Origin of the sequence: Cohnella rhizosphaerae, assembly GCF_029525575.1 — a bacterium.
GTDB lineage: Bacteria > Bacillota > Bacilli > Paenibacillales > Paenibacillaceae > Cohnella > Cohnella rhizosphaerae.
The window spans coordinates 615,144-631,086 of record NZ_JAPDIA010000003.1; the positions used below are offsets into that span (position 1 = coordinate 615,144).

Annotated in this window: 9 protein-coding genes, 8 tRNA genes, 3 rRNA genes and 4 pseudogenes; 23 read left to right on the forward strand and 1 reads right to left on the reverse strand. The window is 57.4% G+C overall.

What is annotated here, in order from left to right; translation table 11 throughout:
• Positions 1–23: 23 nt before the first annotated feature.
• The 21 genes and pseudogenes from dnaX to OMP40_RS08515 all read left to right on the forward strand — a co-directional run bounded on the left by dnaX (position 24) and on the right by OMP40_RS08515 (position 13,151).
• Positions 24–1,827 (forward strand): annotated as a pseudogene (dnaX, locus tag OMP40_RS08420) (DNA polymerase III subunit gamma/tau).
• 14 nt (positions 1,828–1,841) lie between these two features.
• Entirely contained in the window at positions 1,842–2,153 is a 312-nt protein-coding gene (locus tag OMP40_RS08425; protein WP_090117671.1) for a YbaB/EbfC family nucleoid-associated protein, read from the forward strand.
• Between the two features lie 16 nt (positions 2,154–2,169).
• Positions 2,170–2,769: a recombination mediator RecR gene (recR, locus tag OMP40_RS08430; RefSeq protein ID WP_277530674.1), complete on the forward strand. Its 600-nt coding sequence runs from the start codon at positions 2,170–2,172 to the stop codon at positions 2,767–2,769.
• Between the two features lie 142 nt (positions 2,770–2,911).
• Complete coding sequence (locus OMP40_RS08435; RefSeq protein WP_277530677.1) at positions 2,912–3,202, forward strand: DUF2508 family protein; 291 nt, start codon at positions 2,912–2,914, stop codon at positions 3,200–3,202.
• Positions 3,199–3,465, forward strand: a complete 267-nt coding sequence (locus tag OMP40_RS08440) for a pro-sigmaK processing inhibitor BofA family protein (RefSeq protein ID WP_277530679.1) — start codon at positions 3,199–3,201, stop codon at positions 3,463–3,465. Before OMP40_RS08435 ends, OMP40_RS08440 begins: the two co-directional genes overlap by 4 nt.
• Positions 3,466–3,778: 313 nt before the next feature.
• Positions 3,779–5,333 (forward strand): 16S ribosomal RNA (locus OMP40_RS08445).
• Between the two features lie 89 nt (positions 5,334–5,422).
• Positions 5,423–5,539, forward strand: a 5S ribosomal RNA gene (gene rrf, locus OMP40_RS08450).
• A gap of 58 nt (positions 5,540–5,597) precedes the next feature.
• Positions 5,598–5,674, forward strand: a tRNA-Ile gene (locus tag OMP40_RS08455).
• Between the two features lie 26 nt (positions 5,675–5,700).
• Positions 5,701–5,776 (forward strand) — tRNA-Ala (locus OMP40_RS08460).
• Positions 5,777–6,012: 236 nt separating this feature from the next.
• Positions 6,013–8,950, forward strand: a 23S ribosomal RNA gene (locus tag OMP40_RS08465).
• The 16S, 23S and 5S rRNA genes sit together here with 8 tRNA genes alongside, the layout of an rRNA operon.
• Before the next feature lie 135 nt (positions 8,951–9,085).
• A tRNA-Met gene (locus OMP40_RS08470) sits at positions 9,086–9,163 on the forward strand.
• 15 nt (positions 9,164–9,178) lie between these two features.
• Positions 9,179–9,255, forward strand: a tRNA-Val gene (locus OMP40_RS08475).
• Between the two features lie 15 nt (positions 9,256–9,270).
• A tRNA-Asp gene (locus OMP40_RS08480) sits at positions 9,271–9,347 on the forward strand.
• A 20-nt stretch (positions 9,348–9,367) separates the two neighbouring features.
• Positions 9,368–9,443 (forward strand) — tRNA-Phe (locus tag OMP40_RS08485).
• A 62-nt stretch (positions 9,444–9,505) separates the two neighbouring features.
• Positions 9,506–9,590: transfer RNA gene (locus OMP40_RS08490), tRNA-Tyr, on the forward strand.
• Positions 9,591–9,598: 8 nt separating this feature from the next.
• A tRNA-Lys gene (locus OMP40_RS08495) sits at positions 9,599–9,674 on the forward strand.
• 199 nt (positions 9,675–9,873) lie between these two features.
• Positions 9,874–10,605 (forward strand): MraY family glycosyltransferase, encoded by a 732-nt coding sequence (locus OMP40_RS08500; RefSeq protein ID WP_277530680.1) that lies wholly within the window; start codon positions 9,874–9,876, stop codon positions 10,603–10,605.
• Entirely contained in the window at positions 10,496–10,756 is a 261-nt protein-coding gene (locus tag OMP40_RS08505; RefSeq protein WP_277533248.1) for an MraY family glycosyltransferase, read from the forward strand. Before OMP40_RS08500 ends, OMP40_RS08505 begins: the two co-directional genes overlap by 110 nt.
• Before the next feature lie 83 nt (positions 10,757–10,839).
• Positions 10,840–11,832 (forward strand): PucR family transcriptional regulator, encoded by a 993-nt coding sequence (locus tag OMP40_RS08510; protein ID WP_277530682.1) that lies wholly within the window; start codon positions 10,840–10,842, stop codon positions 11,830–11,832.
• Positions 11,768–11,938, forward strand: a complete 171-nt coding sequence (locus tag OMP40_RS41350) for a helix-turn-helix domain-containing protein (RefSeq protein ID WP_420871911.1) — start codon at positions 11,768–11,770, stop codon at positions 11,936–11,938. Before OMP40_RS08510 ends, OMP40_RS41350 begins: the two co-directional genes overlap by 65 nt.
• Before the next feature lie 91 nt (positions 11,939–12,029).
• Positions 12,030–13,151, forward strand: coding sequence for an ABC transporter ATP-binding protein (locus tag OMP40_RS08515; RefSeq protein ID WP_277530683.1), 1,122 nt, complete (start codon positions 12,030–12,032; stop codon positions 13,149–13,151).
• Between the two features lie 82 nt (positions 13,152–13,233).
• Here OMP40_RS08515 and OMP40_RS08520 read toward each other — a convergent pair.
• Positions 13,234–14,002: pseudogene (locus OMP40_RS08520) on the reverse strand (ABC transporter ATP-binding protein).
• A 297-nt stretch (positions 14,003–14,299) separates the two neighbouring features.
• On the opposite strand from OMP40_RS08520, the pseudogene OMP40_RS08525 reads away from it, so the two are divergent.
• Together OMP40_RS08525 and OMP40_RS08530 are read left to right on the forward strand one after the other, a co-directional pair.
• Positions 14,300–15,023: pseudogene (locus OMP40_RS08525) on the forward strand (ABC transporter permease).
• Positions 15,024–15,134: 111 nt separating this feature from the next.
• A pseudogene (locus tag OMP40_RS08530) lies at positions 15,135–15,885 on the forward strand (ABC transporter permease).
• Positions 15,886–15,943 lie beyond the last annotated feature (58 nt).

Genomic DNA, 15,943 nt, shown 5'->3' on the forward strand with positions numbered 1-15,943 from the left:
ACCAAAGGCAGGAGCGACTTGGAATGGCCCATATGGCATTGTACCGTGCCTGGCGTCCCCAGACGTTCAAGGACATGGTCGGGCAGCAACATATCGTCCAGACGCTGCAGAACGCCATCCGGGAAGACCGGCTGTCTCATGCTTATCTTTTCAGCGGTCCGAGGGGGACGGGCAAGACGACGGCGGCCAAGGTTCTGGCCAAGGCCGTCAACTGCGAGCGCGGCCCCGCGACGGAGCCTTGCAACGAATGCGACGCCTGCCGGCGAATTACTTCCGGCGCGGTGATGGACGTCGTCGAGATCGACGCCGCCTCTAACCGGGGCGTCGAGGAGATCCGCGACATCCGCGACAAAGTGAAGTACGCGCCGACCGAGGTTCGGCGCAAAGTGTATATTATCGACGAAGTGCACATGCTGACGACAGAGGCTTTTAATGCCCTGCTCAAGACGCTTGAGGAGCCCCCCTGCGCACGTGATGTTCATCCTGGCGACCACCGAATCGCATCGGCTGCCCGCGACGATCATCTCGCGATGCCAACGCTTCGAGTTCCGTCGCGTGCCGCTCTCCGAGCAGGTCGAACGGCTGCGCGAGATTTGCGGCGAAGAAGGCATTGCGGCCGAGCCGGACGCGCTGGGCTACATCGCCAGGCTGTCGGACGGCGGGATGCGCGACGCGGTGAGCCTCCTGGATCAGATCGCTTCGTTCACGGGCGGAGAGGTCACGCTTCAAGGCGCGGTCGACGCGACGGGCGGATTGCCGGCGGATCAGTTCGTGCGCATGGCGGCGGCGATCCGGGATCAGGACGCGGCCGCGGCGCTTCGCGAGATCGACGAGATGATGCAGGCGGGCAAGAGCGCGGACAAATGCCTCGAACAGCTGATGCATTATTTCCGCGATCTGCTGCTGGCGCAGCTGGCTCCGGATGCCGAAGGGGCGACGGGCCGCGCCGGCGACCCGGCCGCGCTGTCGCGGGCGGCGGCGGGATTCAGCCGGGAGCGGTTGTTCGCCGTCATCGACCATCTGAACCGATATCAGACGGAGATGAAGTACGCGGCGCATCCGCAGACGATGTTCGAGATCGCGTTGCTCAAGCTTTGTTCGGACGGCGGCGCGACCGCCTCCGGCGGACAAGCAGCGGCGACAGCCGCGCCTGCCGCTGCCGGAGGCGCAGACCTGCAGCGCCTTCAGCAGCAGGTGGCCGGCCTCGAGCGCAAGCTCGCGGAGCTGGCGCGTACGGGCGTGGCGCCCGGCGCTGCCGGCGCGGTCGGTTCGCCCGACGCCGGCGGCAGCCGCGCGGGAGGCGCGGGTTCGGCCCGCGGTCCCGGGAGCCCGGCCGGGGCGTCGGGCGGACCGGCCAAGGCGCCGCTGCGCGCCAGGGTCAAGGTCGAGCCGTTTCTGGCCGCCAAGGGCTCGCCGGACGCGCTGCAGGCGCTCGGCAAATGGCCGCAGGCCATGCAGCGGGTCAAGGAAGAGCGCGTGACCGTGCATGCTTGGCTGGTGGACGGGGAGCCGGTGTCCTATGCGGACGATACCGTGCTTGTCGCTTTCCGCAACTCGATCCACCGCGAGACGACGGAGAAGCCGGCCAACCGGCAGGTGATCGAAGGCGTGCTTAGCGCGGTGCTCGGAAGGCCGACCCAACTGGCTACGCTGCTGCAGAAGGAATGGCAGGAGGCGCTCGCGTCCGCCGATTCGTCGGCGGCGGGCAAGGAAGCGCCCGAGGAGCTGCAGCTCGTCCCGGACGACGCCGGCCCGCAGAGCGAGCCGCTGATCGACGAGGCGATTCGTCTTTTCGGGGAAGAACTGGTCGTTATTAAAGAGGACTAGAGGAGGACTATAAGATGAACAACATGAACCAAATGATGAAGCAAGTGAAGAAGATGCAGGAGCAGATGCTGAAGGCCCAAGAGGCGCTCGGCGAGAAGACGATCGACGGTACGGCTGGCGGCGGCGTCGTGACGGTATCCATGAACGGCCACAAAAAGCTGCTTAACGTGACGATCAAGCCCGAAGCGGTCGATCCCGAGGACGTCGAGATGCTGCAAGACCTCGTGCTGACCGCCGTCAACGACGCCCTGACCAAGGCGGACGAGCTGGCGAACGCGGACATGGGCAAATATACGGGCGGAATGAAGATTCCGGGCTTGTTCTAAGCGAGGAGCCTGATTCTTGTTCTATCCCGAACCGATCGCCAAGCTGATCGAGTCCTTCTCCCGCCTGCCGGGCATCGGTCCGAAGACGGCGGCCCGGCTGGCGTTCCACGTGCTTCGGATGAAGGAAGAGGACACGATCGATTTTGCGAAGGCGCTGGTCAGCGTCAAGCGCAATCTGACGTATTGCTCGATTTGCTGCAATATTACCGACACGGATCCTTGCCGGATTTGCTCGGACAAGACGCGCGATGCTTCGGCGATCTGCGTCGTGCAAGAGCCTAAGGACCTCGTCGCCATGGAGCGTACGCGGGAGTTCGCCGGCTATTACCACGTGCTGCACGGGGCCATTTCGCCGATGGACGGCGTAGGTCCCGACGATATCCGCATTAAAGAGCTCGTGCAGCGTCTGAGCGACGAACGCGTGCAGGAGCTGATTCTGGCGACCAACGCCAACATTGAGGGCGAAGCGACCGCGATGTATCTGTCGCGTTTGGTTAAGCCTTTCGGCATCAAGGTGACGCGCATCGCGCATGGTCTTCCGGTCGGCGGAGATTTGGAGTACGCGGACGAAGTGACGCTCTCCAAAGCGCTGGAAGGGCGACGCGAACTTTTCTAATCGTAAAAATATTCATGAAAGAGCGCCCGCGGGCGCTCTTTTCTGTGCTTGCCTGATTCTGAATGCCGATTCTGTGACATATAAATGGTATCGGGTTGTCCTTCGCGGGCGCTTGACCACACAGGAAAGGGAGCGGTGAGCAATGTTGAAGGGGAGACGGGAAAGAATAGCGGCGCAGCAGCGCATGTCCGAACGGGAAAAGCTCGTGGATGAAGTTCGTCTGGCCGAGGCCGAGTGGCGGCAGGCATGCGTTCGTTTCGACGATGCCTTGGGCGCGGATCAGGTCGACTATGCTATTTACCTGCTTGAAGCGGCCGAGCAGAAGCTGGACATGACGCTTCGGCGCGCGCGCATGCACTGGCACGCGGACCAAGCCGCGCAGCTGTCCGATTTTCGCATGGAGTCTGCCGTAGTCGGAGGCGAGGGCGCGTGAAGACGGTGTGGCTCGTCATGCTGGTCGTCTCTACGGCCTCCCTGTTGATGCTTCTCTTGCGAAGAAGCGCTCCGGGAGGCTGGCTTTTGAGGTTCGGCACCCATCTGGCGTTAGCGGCCTTCGCGATCTATGCGCTCAATTTCTCGGGGTGGATCAGCGGATGGCATGTGCCCTTAAATCCGGCGACGATCGGCGCGGTGTCGCTGCTTGGGTTGCCTGGCGTCGCGCTTGTGCTCGGTCTTCAACATATGCTGGTGCTATAAAGCAACAAAAAGCGCGAAATGCATTGACGAGCCATACCGGGATGTGTTAAATTAATTTTCGCGCCTAAGAGCGGCGGCCAAGCGGCCGTCGGAAAGAAAGCAAAATTCCAGAAAATATGGGTTGCATCGGATTAGGCGAGTGTGATATATTATTCAAGTCGCCGCTGAGAGGCCGCCGAGCAAGAGGCCGAGAGCGAAGACGAGATTGCTCCTTGAAAACTGAACATCGAGCGTTAAAACAAACGGACGCTGAAGCCTTTCGGGGCTGAGGCAAAAGTTATACCAGCTTTATCATGAGCAAGTCGAACTACCCTTTATGGAGAGTTTGATCCTGGCTCAGGACGAACGCTGGCGGCGTGCCTAATACATGCAAGTCGAGCGGATCTCAGATGGAGCTTGCTCCTGACGAGGTTAGCGGCGGACGGGTGAGTAACACGTAGGCAACCTGCCCTGAAGACCGGGATAACATTCGGAAACGAATGCTAAGACCGGATAGGCAGCGAGGCGGCATCGCCTTGCTGAGAAACACGGTGCAAGCTGTGGCTTTGGGATGGGCCTGCGGCGCATTAGCTAGTTGGTGGGGTAACGGCTCACCAAGGCGACGATGCGTAGCCGACCTGAGAGGGTGAACGGCCACACTGGGACTGAGACACGGCCCAGACTCCTACGGGAGGCAGCAGTAGGGAATCTTCCACAATGGGCGCAAGCCTGATGGAGCAACGCCGCGTGAGTGAGGAAGGCTTTCGGGTCGTAAAGCTCTGTTGCCAGGGAAGAATAAGGGCCAGTTAACTGCTGGTTCGATGACGGTACCTGAGAAGAAAGCCCCGGCTAACTACGTGCCAGCAGCCGCGGTAATACGTAGGGGGCAAGCGTTGTCCGGAATTATTGGGCGTAAAGCGCGCGCAGGCGGTCTTTTAAGTCTGGTGTCTAAGTGCGGGGCTCAACCCCGTGATGCACTGGAAACTGGGAGACTTGAGTGCAGAAGAGGAGAGCGGAATTCCACGTGTAGCGGTGAAATGCGTAGAGATGTGGAGGAACACCAGTGGCGAAGGCGGCTCTCTGGACTGTAACTGACGCTGAGGCGCGAAAGCGTGGGGAGCAAACAGGATTAGATACCCTGGTAGTCCACGCCGTAAACGATGAGTGCTAGGTGTTGGGGGGGGTCCACCCCTCGGTGCCGAAGTTAACACATTAAGCACTCCGCCTGGGGAGTACGGTCGCAAGACTGAAACTCAAAGGAATTGACGGGGACCCGCACAAGCAGTGGAGTATGTGGTTTAATTCGAAGCAACGCGAAGAACCTTACCAGGTCTTGACATCCCTCTGATCGGTCTAGAGATAGGCCTTTCCTTCGGGACAGAGGAGACAGGTGGTGCATGGTTGTCGTCAGCTCGTGTCGTGAGATGTTGGGTTAAGTCCCGCAACGAGCGCAACCCTTGGATTTAGTTGCCAGCACTTCGGGTGGGCACTCTAGATCGACTGCCGGTGACAAACCGGAGGAAGGCGGGGATGACGTCAAATCATCATGCCCCTTATGACCTGGGCTACACACGTACTACAATGGCCGGTACAACGGGCAGCGAAGTCGCGAGACGGAGCCAATCCTACCAAAGCCGGTCTCAGTTCGGATTGCAGGCTGCAACTCGCCTGCATGAAGTCGGAATTGCTAGTAATCGCGGATCAGCATGCCGCGGTGAATACGTTCCCGGGTCTTGTACACACCGCCCGTCACACCACGAGAGTTTACAACACCCGAAGCCGGTGGGGGGAACCCGCAAGGGAGCCAGCCGTCGAAGGTGGGGTAGATGATTGGGGTGAAGTCGTAACAAGGTAGCCGTATCGGAAGGTGCGGCTGGATCACCTCCTTTCTAAGGAGCCCTTCGGGGCAATACGAAAGTCCGTGGCTTTAACGCTCGAGTTCAGTTTTGAAGGAGAAATCCTTCAGATCAACAACCGGTTTGGTGATAATGGCGGAAGGGTTCCACGCGTACCCATCTCGAACACGACCGTTAAGCCTTCCAGCGCCGATGGTACTTGGACCGCAGGGTCCTGGGAGAGTAGGACGTCGCCAAGCCGGTCTTGATTCCTTCATCGGAATCGGGATCAAGCCAGCGAGACTGGCCATACAATGCGGGCCTTTAGCTCAGCTGGTTAGAGCGCACCCCTGATAAGGGTGAGGTCGGTGGTTCGAGTCCACTAAGGCCCACCACCAAGTTTTAATGGAATACTTCCCATGGGGACTTAGCTCAGCTGGGAGAGCACCTGCCTTGCACGCAGGGGGTCAACGGTTCGATCCCGTTAGTCTCCACCATTTTTATTCTCCGCGCAGCCTGCTGGTCAGATGGGCGGAGGGCAGAACTTGTTCTTTGAAAACCGGATAGCGAAACGAAAATGCGCAAATTAGAAATTCTCTACAATGCCTTGTGTAGACTTTGCTGAGAGCGAAGAGATGTCGAATGGAACAGCCTTTCGAGGATCGGCCGGACTGCGCAAGCAGGTCGGCGGGTTGATCGGAGAACGCAGTGACATCGACAACTCGGAGCGTCAGGTTAAGCTATTAAGGGCGCACGGAGGATGCCTAGGCGCCAGGAGCCTAAGAAGGACGCGGCGAACAGCGAAATTGCCTCGGGGGAGCCGTAAGCAGGCTTTGATCCGGGGATGTCCGAATGGGGAAACCCGGCTGGGGTCATGCCCAGTCACCATGCAGTGAATACATAGCTGCATTGGAGGCACACCCAGGGAACTGAAACATCTAAGTACCTGGAGGAGAAGAAAACAAGAGTGATTCCGTCAGTAGCGGCGAGCGAAAGCGGATTAGCCCAAACCTGAGAGCTTGCTCTCAGGGGTTGTGGGACGTCTCACATGGAGTTACAAAGGAGCAGGTTAGGCGAAGAGATCTGGAAAGGTCCGGCATAGAGGGTAAAAGCCCCGTAGCCGAAAGTCTGCTCCCTCCGAGACGGATCCCGAGTACCGCGGGACACGAGAAACCCCGTGGGAATCCGGCAGGACCATCTGCCAAGGCTAAATACTCCCTGGCGACCGATAGTGAAGCAGTACCGTGAGGGAAAGGTGAAAAGCACCGCGGGAGCGGAGTGAAAAAGAACCTGAAACCGTGCGCTTACAAGAAGTCAGAGCCCGATCTAGGGGTGATGGCGTGCCTTTTGTAGAATGAACCGGCGAGTTACGTTTACGTGCGAGGTTAAGCAGGAGATGCGGAGCCGCAGCGAAAGCGAGTCTGAATAGGGCGCTTGAGTACGTAGTCGTAGACCCGAAACCGGGTGATCTACCCCTGTGCAGGGTGAAGGTGAGGTAACACTTACTGGAGGCCCGAACTCGTGAGCGTTGAAAAGCTCTGGGATGACGTGGGGGTAGGGGAGAAATTCCAATCGAACTCGGAGATAGCTGGTTCTCCCCGAAATAGCTTTAGGGCTAGCCTCGAGATTTAGCATCATGGAGGTAGAGCACTGATTGGGTGCGGGGCCCGCCAAGGGTTACCAAGTCCAGTCAAACTCCGAATGCCATGGATGTATGCTCGGGAGTCAGACGGCGAGTGCTAAGATCCGTCGTCAAGAGGGAAAGAGCCCAGATCATCAGCTAAGGTCCCCAAGTGTGTGTTAAGTGGGAAAGGATGTGGAGTTGCGAAGACAACCAGGATGTTGGCTTAGAAGCAGCCACCATTTAAAGAGTGCGTAATAGCTCACTGGTCGAGTGACTCTGCGCCGAAAATGTAACGGGGCTAAACACACCACCGAAGCTATGGCTCGCGTTTCTTTTAGAAACGCTTGGGTAGGGGAGCGTTGAATGCGGGTAGAAGTCGGACCGAGAGGACCGGTGGACTGCATTCAAGTGAGAATGCCGGTATGAGTAACGAAAAGACAGGTGAGAATCCTGTCCGCCGAAAGCCTAAGGGTTCCTGAGGAAGGTTCGTCCGCTCAGGGTAAGTCGGGACCTAAGGCGAGGCCGAAAGGCGTAGTCGAAGGACAACAGGTTGAAATTCCTGTACCACCGTAATCCGTTACGAGCGATGGGGGGACGCAGGAGGGCAAGAACGCGAGCTGATGGAATAGCTCGTCCAAGCAGTGAGGGGTGCATGTAGGCAAATCCGCATGCTTTAACCTTGAGCTGTGATGGGGAGGGAAAATTACAGTACCGAAGGTTCCGTGCTCACGCTGCCGAGAAAAGCCTCTAGCCAGGAGAAGGTGCCCGTACCGCAAACCGACACAGGTAGGCGAGAAGAGAATTCTAAGGCGCGCGGAAGAACTCTCGTTAAGGAACTCGGCAAAATGACCCCGTAACTTCGGGAGAAGGGGTGCCTCGGTAGGGTGAATAGCCCGAGGGGGCCGCAGTGAATAGGCCCAAGCGACTGTTTAGCAAAAACACAGGTCTGTGCGAAGCCGTAAGGCGAAGTATACGGGCTGACGCCTGCCCGGTGCTGGAAGGTTAAGGGGAGCGGTTAGGGGCAACCCGAAGCTGTGAACCGAAGCCCCAGTAAACGGCGGCCGTAACTATAACGGTCCTAAGGTAGCGAAATTCCTTGTCAGGTAAATTCTGACCCGCACGAATGGCGTAACGACTTGGGCGCTGTCTCAACGAGAGATCCGGTGAAATTTTAGTACCTGTGAAGATGCAGGTTACCCGCGACGTGACGGAAAGACCCCATGGAGCTTTACTGTAGCTTGATATTGAACTTGGGTACGGTCTGTACAGGATAGGTGGGAGCCTAAGAAGTTGGAGCGCAAGCTTCAATGGAGGCGCCGTTGGGATACCACCCTGATCGTATCTAGGTTCTAACCTGTCACCGTGAATCCGGTGAAGGGACCGTGTCAGGCGGACAGTTTGACTGGGGCGGTCGCCTCCTAAAGCGTAACGGAGGCGCCCCAAGGTTCCCTCAGAATGGTTGGAAATCATTCGAAGAGTGCAAAGGCATAAGGGAGCTTGACTGCGAGACCTACAAGTCGAGCAGGGACGAAAGTCGGGCTTAGTGATCCGGTGGTACCGAATGGAAGGGCCATCGCTCAACGGATAAAAGCTACCCTGGGGATAACAGGCTTATCTCCCCCCAAGAGTCCACATCGACGGGGAGGTTTGGCACCTCGATGTCGGCTCATCGCATCCTGGGGCTGAAGTAGGTCCCAAGGGTTGGGCTGTTCGCCCATTAAAGCGGTACGCGAGCTGGGTTCAGAACGTCGTGAGACAGTTCGGTCCCTATCTGTCGCGGGCGTAGGAAATTTGAGAGGGGCTGTCCTTAGTACGAGAGGACCGGGATGGACGCACCGCTGGTGTACCAGTTGTTCCGCCAGGAGCATCGCTGGGTAGCCAAGTGCGGGAGGGATAAGCGCTGAAAGCATCTAAGCGCGAAGCCCGCCTCAAGATGAGATTTCCCAGTATGTAAGACCCCTGGAAGAACACCAGGTTGATAGGCTCGGGGTGTAAGCATGGCAACATGTGTAGCTGACGAGTACTAATCGGTCGAGGGCTTATCCTACCGTTCCTTCCGAGGAACAAACGGCAAGCCGCACAGGTAAGAGCATTTCTAGCGCATCTTCGTTTCGCATCCGGTTTTCAGGGCGCAAGCTCTGTGAAGCTGCGTATTGGACAAGCTCCAATCGCAAAGTGGCGTGGCGGCGTAGCTCAGCTGGCTAGAGCGTTCGGTTCATACCCGAAAGGTCGGGGGGTTCGATCCCCTCTGCCGCTACCATTCCATTTATCCCGTGGAGGCTTAGCTCAGCCGGGAGAGCATCTGCCTTACAAGCAGAGGGTCGGGGGGTTCGATCCCCTCAGCCTCCACCATCGATTTAACCACATGGAGCTGTGGTGTAGAGGCCTAACATGCCTGCCTGTCACGCAGGAGACCGCGGGTTCGAATCCCGTCAGCTCCGCCATTTTAAATGGCAATCTTTACGGCTCGGTAGCTCAGTCGGTAGAGCAGAGGACTGAAAATCCTCGTGTCGGCGGTTCGATTCCGTCCCGAGCCACCACTTATTTCCGGTATACGCAAGCCATCAGGTGTGCAAGCTACCGGGGATCGGGTCTATAACGTGGAGGCTTAGCGAAGTGGCCAAACGCGGCAGACTGTAAATCTGCTCCCTCTGGGTTCGGTGGTTCGACTCCATCAGCCTCCACCAGTTTACCCGAGCCATTAGCTCAGTTGGTAGAGCACCTGACTTTTAATCAGGGTGTCGAAGGTTCGAGTCCTTCATGGCTCACCATTTTTTCAATCGAAGCAGACGCGATGTCGTCTGTTTTTTTTGCATTTTCCGGATAAATTCGCCGTCATTCGAATGAACAGGATGCTGATTAGGGAACGTTAAGCGCATCCCGTCCCTTCGGAGGCATCCAGCATGAGATACACTTACGCGTTCGCATTCGCTTTTTTTGTGCGTGATGATACTGGTCCCTTTTGTTCGAATGGCGGCTCTGAGGATCGGGTTCGTCGACCGGCCGAACAACCGTAAGATACATAAATCGCCGATTCCCTTGAGCGGCGGCGTTGCGATCTATATCGGGGCGGTGCTTACCTGCGCGCTATTCGTCCAGCATGCGGCATTGTTCAGGGCGATTGCCGCAGGCGGAGCGCTCCTGGTGGCCACGGGACTGCTCGATGACGCTTTCAAGTCGAAGGGCAAGGACTTTCCCGTATGGCCGCGTCTTATCCTCTACACACTAGTGTCGTATATCCCCTGCGCCTTCGGAATTGCGATCCAGGGCGTATCTTCTCCTTCCTTTTCCTCGATGATCTTGTTCAGCGACGGCTGGCGCGTTTTGTTCACGATGGTCTGGGTATTCGCGCTAATTAATATGATGAACTTTATCGATGGCGTGGACGGGCTCGCTTCGGGCATATCCGTAATCTCGGCATTAACGTTGTTCGTCGCGTCGATTGTCGGCCATCAAGAGACGACGGCGCTTGCGGCGCTGGCCATCGCGGGCTCCTGTCTCGCCTTTCTCGCTTATAATTTCCATCCGGCAAGGATTTTCATGGGAGACGCCGGCGCAACCTTTTTTAGGGTATATGCTGGCGGTCATCGCCATGGACGGTACGTTGAAGGGCGCGACGTTCTTGTCGCTGCTCGTGCCGCTTCTCGCTTTAGGCGTACCCATCCTCGATACGGCGATCGTATTCGCGAGGCGTCTGATTAAGGGAAAGGGGCTCCATCATGCCGACAATCTCCATACGCATCACAGCTTGATGAAATGGGGACTCTCCCAGGTTCAGACCGTGTCTTTTCTGTACCTGATCGCAGCCGTGTTCGCCCTGATGTCCGTCGTGGTCGTCCTTCTGCTTCGTTAAAGGCTGAGCGCCGCCGTTTAGCCCGGCCGAGATCCGATGTGGTACAATGTGGCTAAACGCCAGGCAAACAAGGGGCTCGCAAGATGAACAATACGAGACTTCAACAGTTGCAGCAAATGATCGTCGGTTCCGTCGAGATCGACACCATGTCCAAATCGGAGTGGGTAAAGGCCGGAGGCGCCAAGCTCCCCGAGTCCGGGGATCAATTGGATCTGGATCAAGGGTTCATGCTCGTGACCAAGGTGGATAACCATCAGGTTCAAGTTCTGCACATGCAAGCGGAGTTAACCTTGCTGGAGAAAGAACTGCTGAGCTGGCTGGCCAAACAAGGCTCGATGTCAAAGTCGGGGAGCGTCAGCGCATCGGAGATGGAACGGCAAGCCCGCAAGCTCGGCGATTGGCTGCAGCAGTCGATCGATGCAGGCGAGTGGCGAGCTGAAATTCCCGAACGATTCGAGCTGCATCATCGGTTGTTCGACGGCATGATTCCGTTTTTGTTGATGAGCGAACAGGCGGAAAATCGCGAGCCCTCCTACGTAGAATTGGAAAAGGTTCTTCGCTCCTATCTGTCGGACGACATGCTGCTGATCCCTCTGAGAGAGCGGGAGTGGCTCATTCTGGGTACGGACCGGCTGCTCGCGGAGGTCGAGACCAGCGACGGCGACATGATCGAACGCGGCGAGACGAAGGAAGCGCTCGTCTCCTTGGCGACCGGCCTGCATCAGATGATCACCGAGGAGTGGGGCGGGGACTGCCATGTCGCGGTCGGTGAGCCGATCATACCGACGGAGAGCCTCGTCTACGCCGTCGCGACGCTGCGCGAGACGGTGAATCTCGGGCGCAAGTTCCACGTGGGCATGCACGTGCATATGCCATGGCTCGTTCACCTGGAGCGGCTGCTCAGCGGCATCCCGGAGCCTGTGCGTTCGCGTTTCATGGATGAGATGTCCGGCCGGCAGGATTTGTTCACGGACCCGGAGACGGTATTGACGCTGGATGCGTTTTTTTGCGATGGACTGCAACGTAAGCGAGACCGCGAAGCGCCTGTTCATCCACCGCAATACGCTCCTCTATAGGCTGGACAAGCTTAAGCAGGAAGCAGGCTTGGACGTCCGCTCCTTTAACGATGCGATATTGGTGCGTCTGCTTATGCTATTGTACAAAGTTACGAAAAGGAAATGAATTTTTTGTACGGATTGTGCATAGTCAGTCGTCACGGTCTAAGGTAAGATAAGAACGTACCTTAAACGAAGAGTTAGGGGGGAACTTTCCAATGGCAGGCGTACGTTTAGAGCATGTATACAAAAAATATCCGGGTTCCGACAAGGCATCGGTAACCGACTTTAATCTCGACATTGCAGACAAAGAATTCCTCGTGCTGGTCGGCCCGTCCGGCTGCGGCAAATCGACGACGCTGCGTATGATCGCAGGCCTCGAAGAGATCTCCGAAGGCAAGCTTTACATCGGCGACCGCGTCGTGAACGACGTTGCACCGAAGGACCGCGATATCGCGATGGTATTCCAGTCCTACGCGCTGTACCCGCACATGAACGTATATCAGAACATGGCATTCGGCCTTAAGCTCCGCAAGTTCCGCAAAGACGAGATCGACCGTCGCGTTCGCGAAGCCGCTCGCACGCTCGAGATCGAGCACCTGCTCGACCGCAAGCCGAAGGCGCTCTCCGGCGGTCAACGCCAACGTGTCGCCCTGGGCCGCGCCATCGTTCGCGAACCGCAAGTGTTCCTGATGGACGAACCGCTGTCGAACCTCGATGCCAAGCTGCGTACGCAGATGCGGGCGAACATCTCCAAGCTGATGAAGCGTCTCGAGACGACTTGCATCTACGTAACGCATGACCAGACGGAAGCCATGACGATGGGCGACCGTATCGTCGTTATGAAGGACGGCTTTATTCAACAAGCCGCTACGCCGGATGAGCTTTACAACCACCCGGTCAACCTGTTCGTGGCAGGCTTCATCGGCGCTCCTGCGATGAACTTCATCACGGGCCAGCTGTCCGAAGAAGGCGGCGCCGTTCGCATCAAGGCGACGGGCATCAACGTGGCTATTCCTGCGGGCAAAGCACAACTGCTGCGCGACAAGGGCTATATCGGCCGCGAGATCATCATGGGTATTCGCCCTGAAGATCTGCACGAAGAGCCGGTCTTTATCGAAGCGTCTCCGAACTCCGTCATTAGCGCGAGCATCGAAGTTTCCGAAAACCTCGGTCACGAAATGTTCCTGTACCTGAACGGACTTGGCAAGGACAACGTCATCGCGCGCGTCGACGGCCGTTCCCAACTGCAAGAAGGCCAAAACGTCAAGCTGGCGATCGATATGAACAAGATTCATATCTTCGACAAGGACACCGAGCTCAACATTCTTGAAGTTTAATTATCGGCTATCATAGATGATTATCAAAAAGCCTGGCTTCCAACCCATAAGGGTTAGGTCGCCAGGCTTTTTTTGTCGTTCGCTAAATTCCCGCGCCGTCCGCGAACTGGAATTCCTCGCCGGATTCGAATTGGCTGAGTACCTTCAGGCGAAGCGCCTGAAAATCGGGGCTCGCTTTTTTTACGCGGATGGGCGAGTCCGACGGGGACGATCGCGCTAATTTCGCCGGGTCTCGGCTTCAAAATGACGACGCGGTCGGCCAAAAAGATCGCTTCATCGATGTCGTGGGTGACGAAGATCATCGTCGTCTTGTTGTTTCGCCAGATTTCGAGCAGTACTTCCTGCATATGCGCCCGCGTGAAGGCGTCCAACGCGCCGAAGGGCTCGTCAAGCAGCAAGATCCGAGGCTGTCGGAGCAGGGCGCGCGCGATGGAGACTCGCTGAGCCATGCCGCCCGACAGTTCGCGCGGATAGGCCTTTTCGAAGCCTTTGAGTCTGACAAGCTCGATCAACGCATCCACTTTTCGGCGGATTTCTTTATCATTAAGAGACAAATCGGAAGCGATATTCTTTTCCACGGTCAACCAAGGAAATAGACGATGCTCCTGAAAAATAAAGCCTTTATCGATGCCGGGTTTGACGATGGGCTCGCCGTTCAGGCGGACGCTTCCTGAGTATTGCGTATCAAGTCCCGCGACAATCCGGAGCAAGGTGCTCTTGCCGCATCCGCTAGGGCCGATAACCGTTAGGAACTCTCCTTCGCGCACGTCCAGATCGACATTTCTGAGTGCCGTCACCGTCCCCTTGGCGCCAACGAATTGCTTGTTAAGATGTTCAATTTTGAGCGAGATATCCCCCACTACTTACGCCTCCCCCCATGCGAAGAGTGAACATAACATACAAAAACGATAAGAATAATAGAATTAACCGTAACATCGAGGTACGCTCCCTGTCAATGAAACCATCGATAGATAATTCCTATTTTACAGCTAGGAATTAATGTGTTTATAATCTGGGCAACACAGGCAAATCGAATTTCAAGTTGAACAGGCAAGGAGGGAACGTTGTTGAGCAGTCGGATAGCGGATTCGCGCGAGACGGGAGCGCCCGGACGGTGGGCACAGATTGGCCTGGGGCTGCTACTGCCCATGACAGTGGTCGTGGCATGGCAAATTCTAGCGGAGTGGGGATATCTGTCTGAACTCATGTTTCCGGCGCCGACGGTCATTGCCGGTTCGTTCGCCGATCTGGCGGCATCGGGCGATTTGTGGACGAACTTCCGAATCAGCGCCGTTCGGGCAATATCCGGATTTCTGCTTGGCGGGGGGACTCGGGCTGACGTTCGGCGTTGTCGTCGGCTTGTTCCGAAAATCGGAAAAGCTGCTGGATCCGACCCTTCAGATGATTCGAATGATTCCGAGCCTCGCCGTCGTGCCGCTTTTTATTCTTTGGTTCGGTATCGGCGAAGAATCGAAGGTGCTGTTGATCGCCAAAGCCGCCTTTTTCCCGCTCTATATCAATTCGTTCATCGGAATAAGGCATGTGGACAATAAACTGTTCGAGGTGAGCCGCGTTCTCGGCTTCAACCGGTTCAAGCAAATCGTGAGATTGGTGATCCCGGCGGCGATACCGAATATTTTGCTGGGCGTCAGGCTGTCGCTCGGATTGGCCTGGTTAGGTCTGGTGGTCGCCGAGTTGATCGCCTCGACATCCGGCATCGGCTACATGATATCGGACGCGCGCCAGTTCGCGGACACGCCGGTCGTATTCGTCGGGATCCTCGTATTCGCGGTAGCCGGGCTCGTATCGGACACGGCCGTGCGATTGCTGGAGCGCAGAATCGTGCGATGGAAAGATACCTATAACGGATAAGGAGGCGTGAGAGAATGAGCGAAAGAGTCGAAGCATGGCTCGCGCCTGCGGGAAAGGCAAGGGAGAAGCGGGCTCGGGGCGCGGCGGGAAAAATACGCGCGGCACTCGCGGATGTCGCCGCCGGGTGGCTCGTGCCGATCGCGGCGATCGCCGTCTGGCAGCTGGCCGGCAGCCTGGGCTGGATCTCTTCGGAGTTCCTGCCGACGCCTGCCGCGATCGCGGCGGCATTCGCGGACTTGGCGGCGAACGGCGGACTGCTCCATCACATGGGAGACAGCGTTCGCAGAGCGGGGGATCGGATTTGTGTTCGGCGGAGGCTTGGGACTCGCACTCGGCGTTCTGACGGGATTGTTCCGGCGGGCCGAATATCTTCTCGATCCCAGCGCGCAGGTGTTGCGGCTCGTTCCGCATCTGGCGATCGCGCCGCTGATCATTTTGTGGTTCGGATTCGGCGAAGTTTCCAAAGTGGTCATCATCGCCGCAGGTTCTTTTTTTTCCGATGTACGTCAACGCCTTCCTGGGCATTCGCCAGGTGGACAACAAGCTGTTCGAGGTGTCGCGCACGCTCGGATTCAGTCGGTACAAAAGAGTCGCGCGGCTGATCCTCCCGTCTGCGACGCCCCAGATCCTGCTCGGCTTGCGTACCTCGCTCGCCGTCTCCTGGATCGGTCTTGTGGTGGCGGAGCTGATCGGCTCCACCTCGGGAATCGGCTTCTTGATCAACGAAGCGAAGCAGAACGGCCAGCCGGAAGTGATATTCGTGGGCATTCTGATCTTCGCGATCGTGGGCAAGCTGCTGGATTCGGCCGTCAAGGCGATCGAACGCGGGACGTTGAAGTGGCAGGACGGCTACAAGGGTTGAACCGTTCGCCGGGAGGTCATGAAGGACAGGGCGGCAGCCAGCTAGAGTTGAACGACCC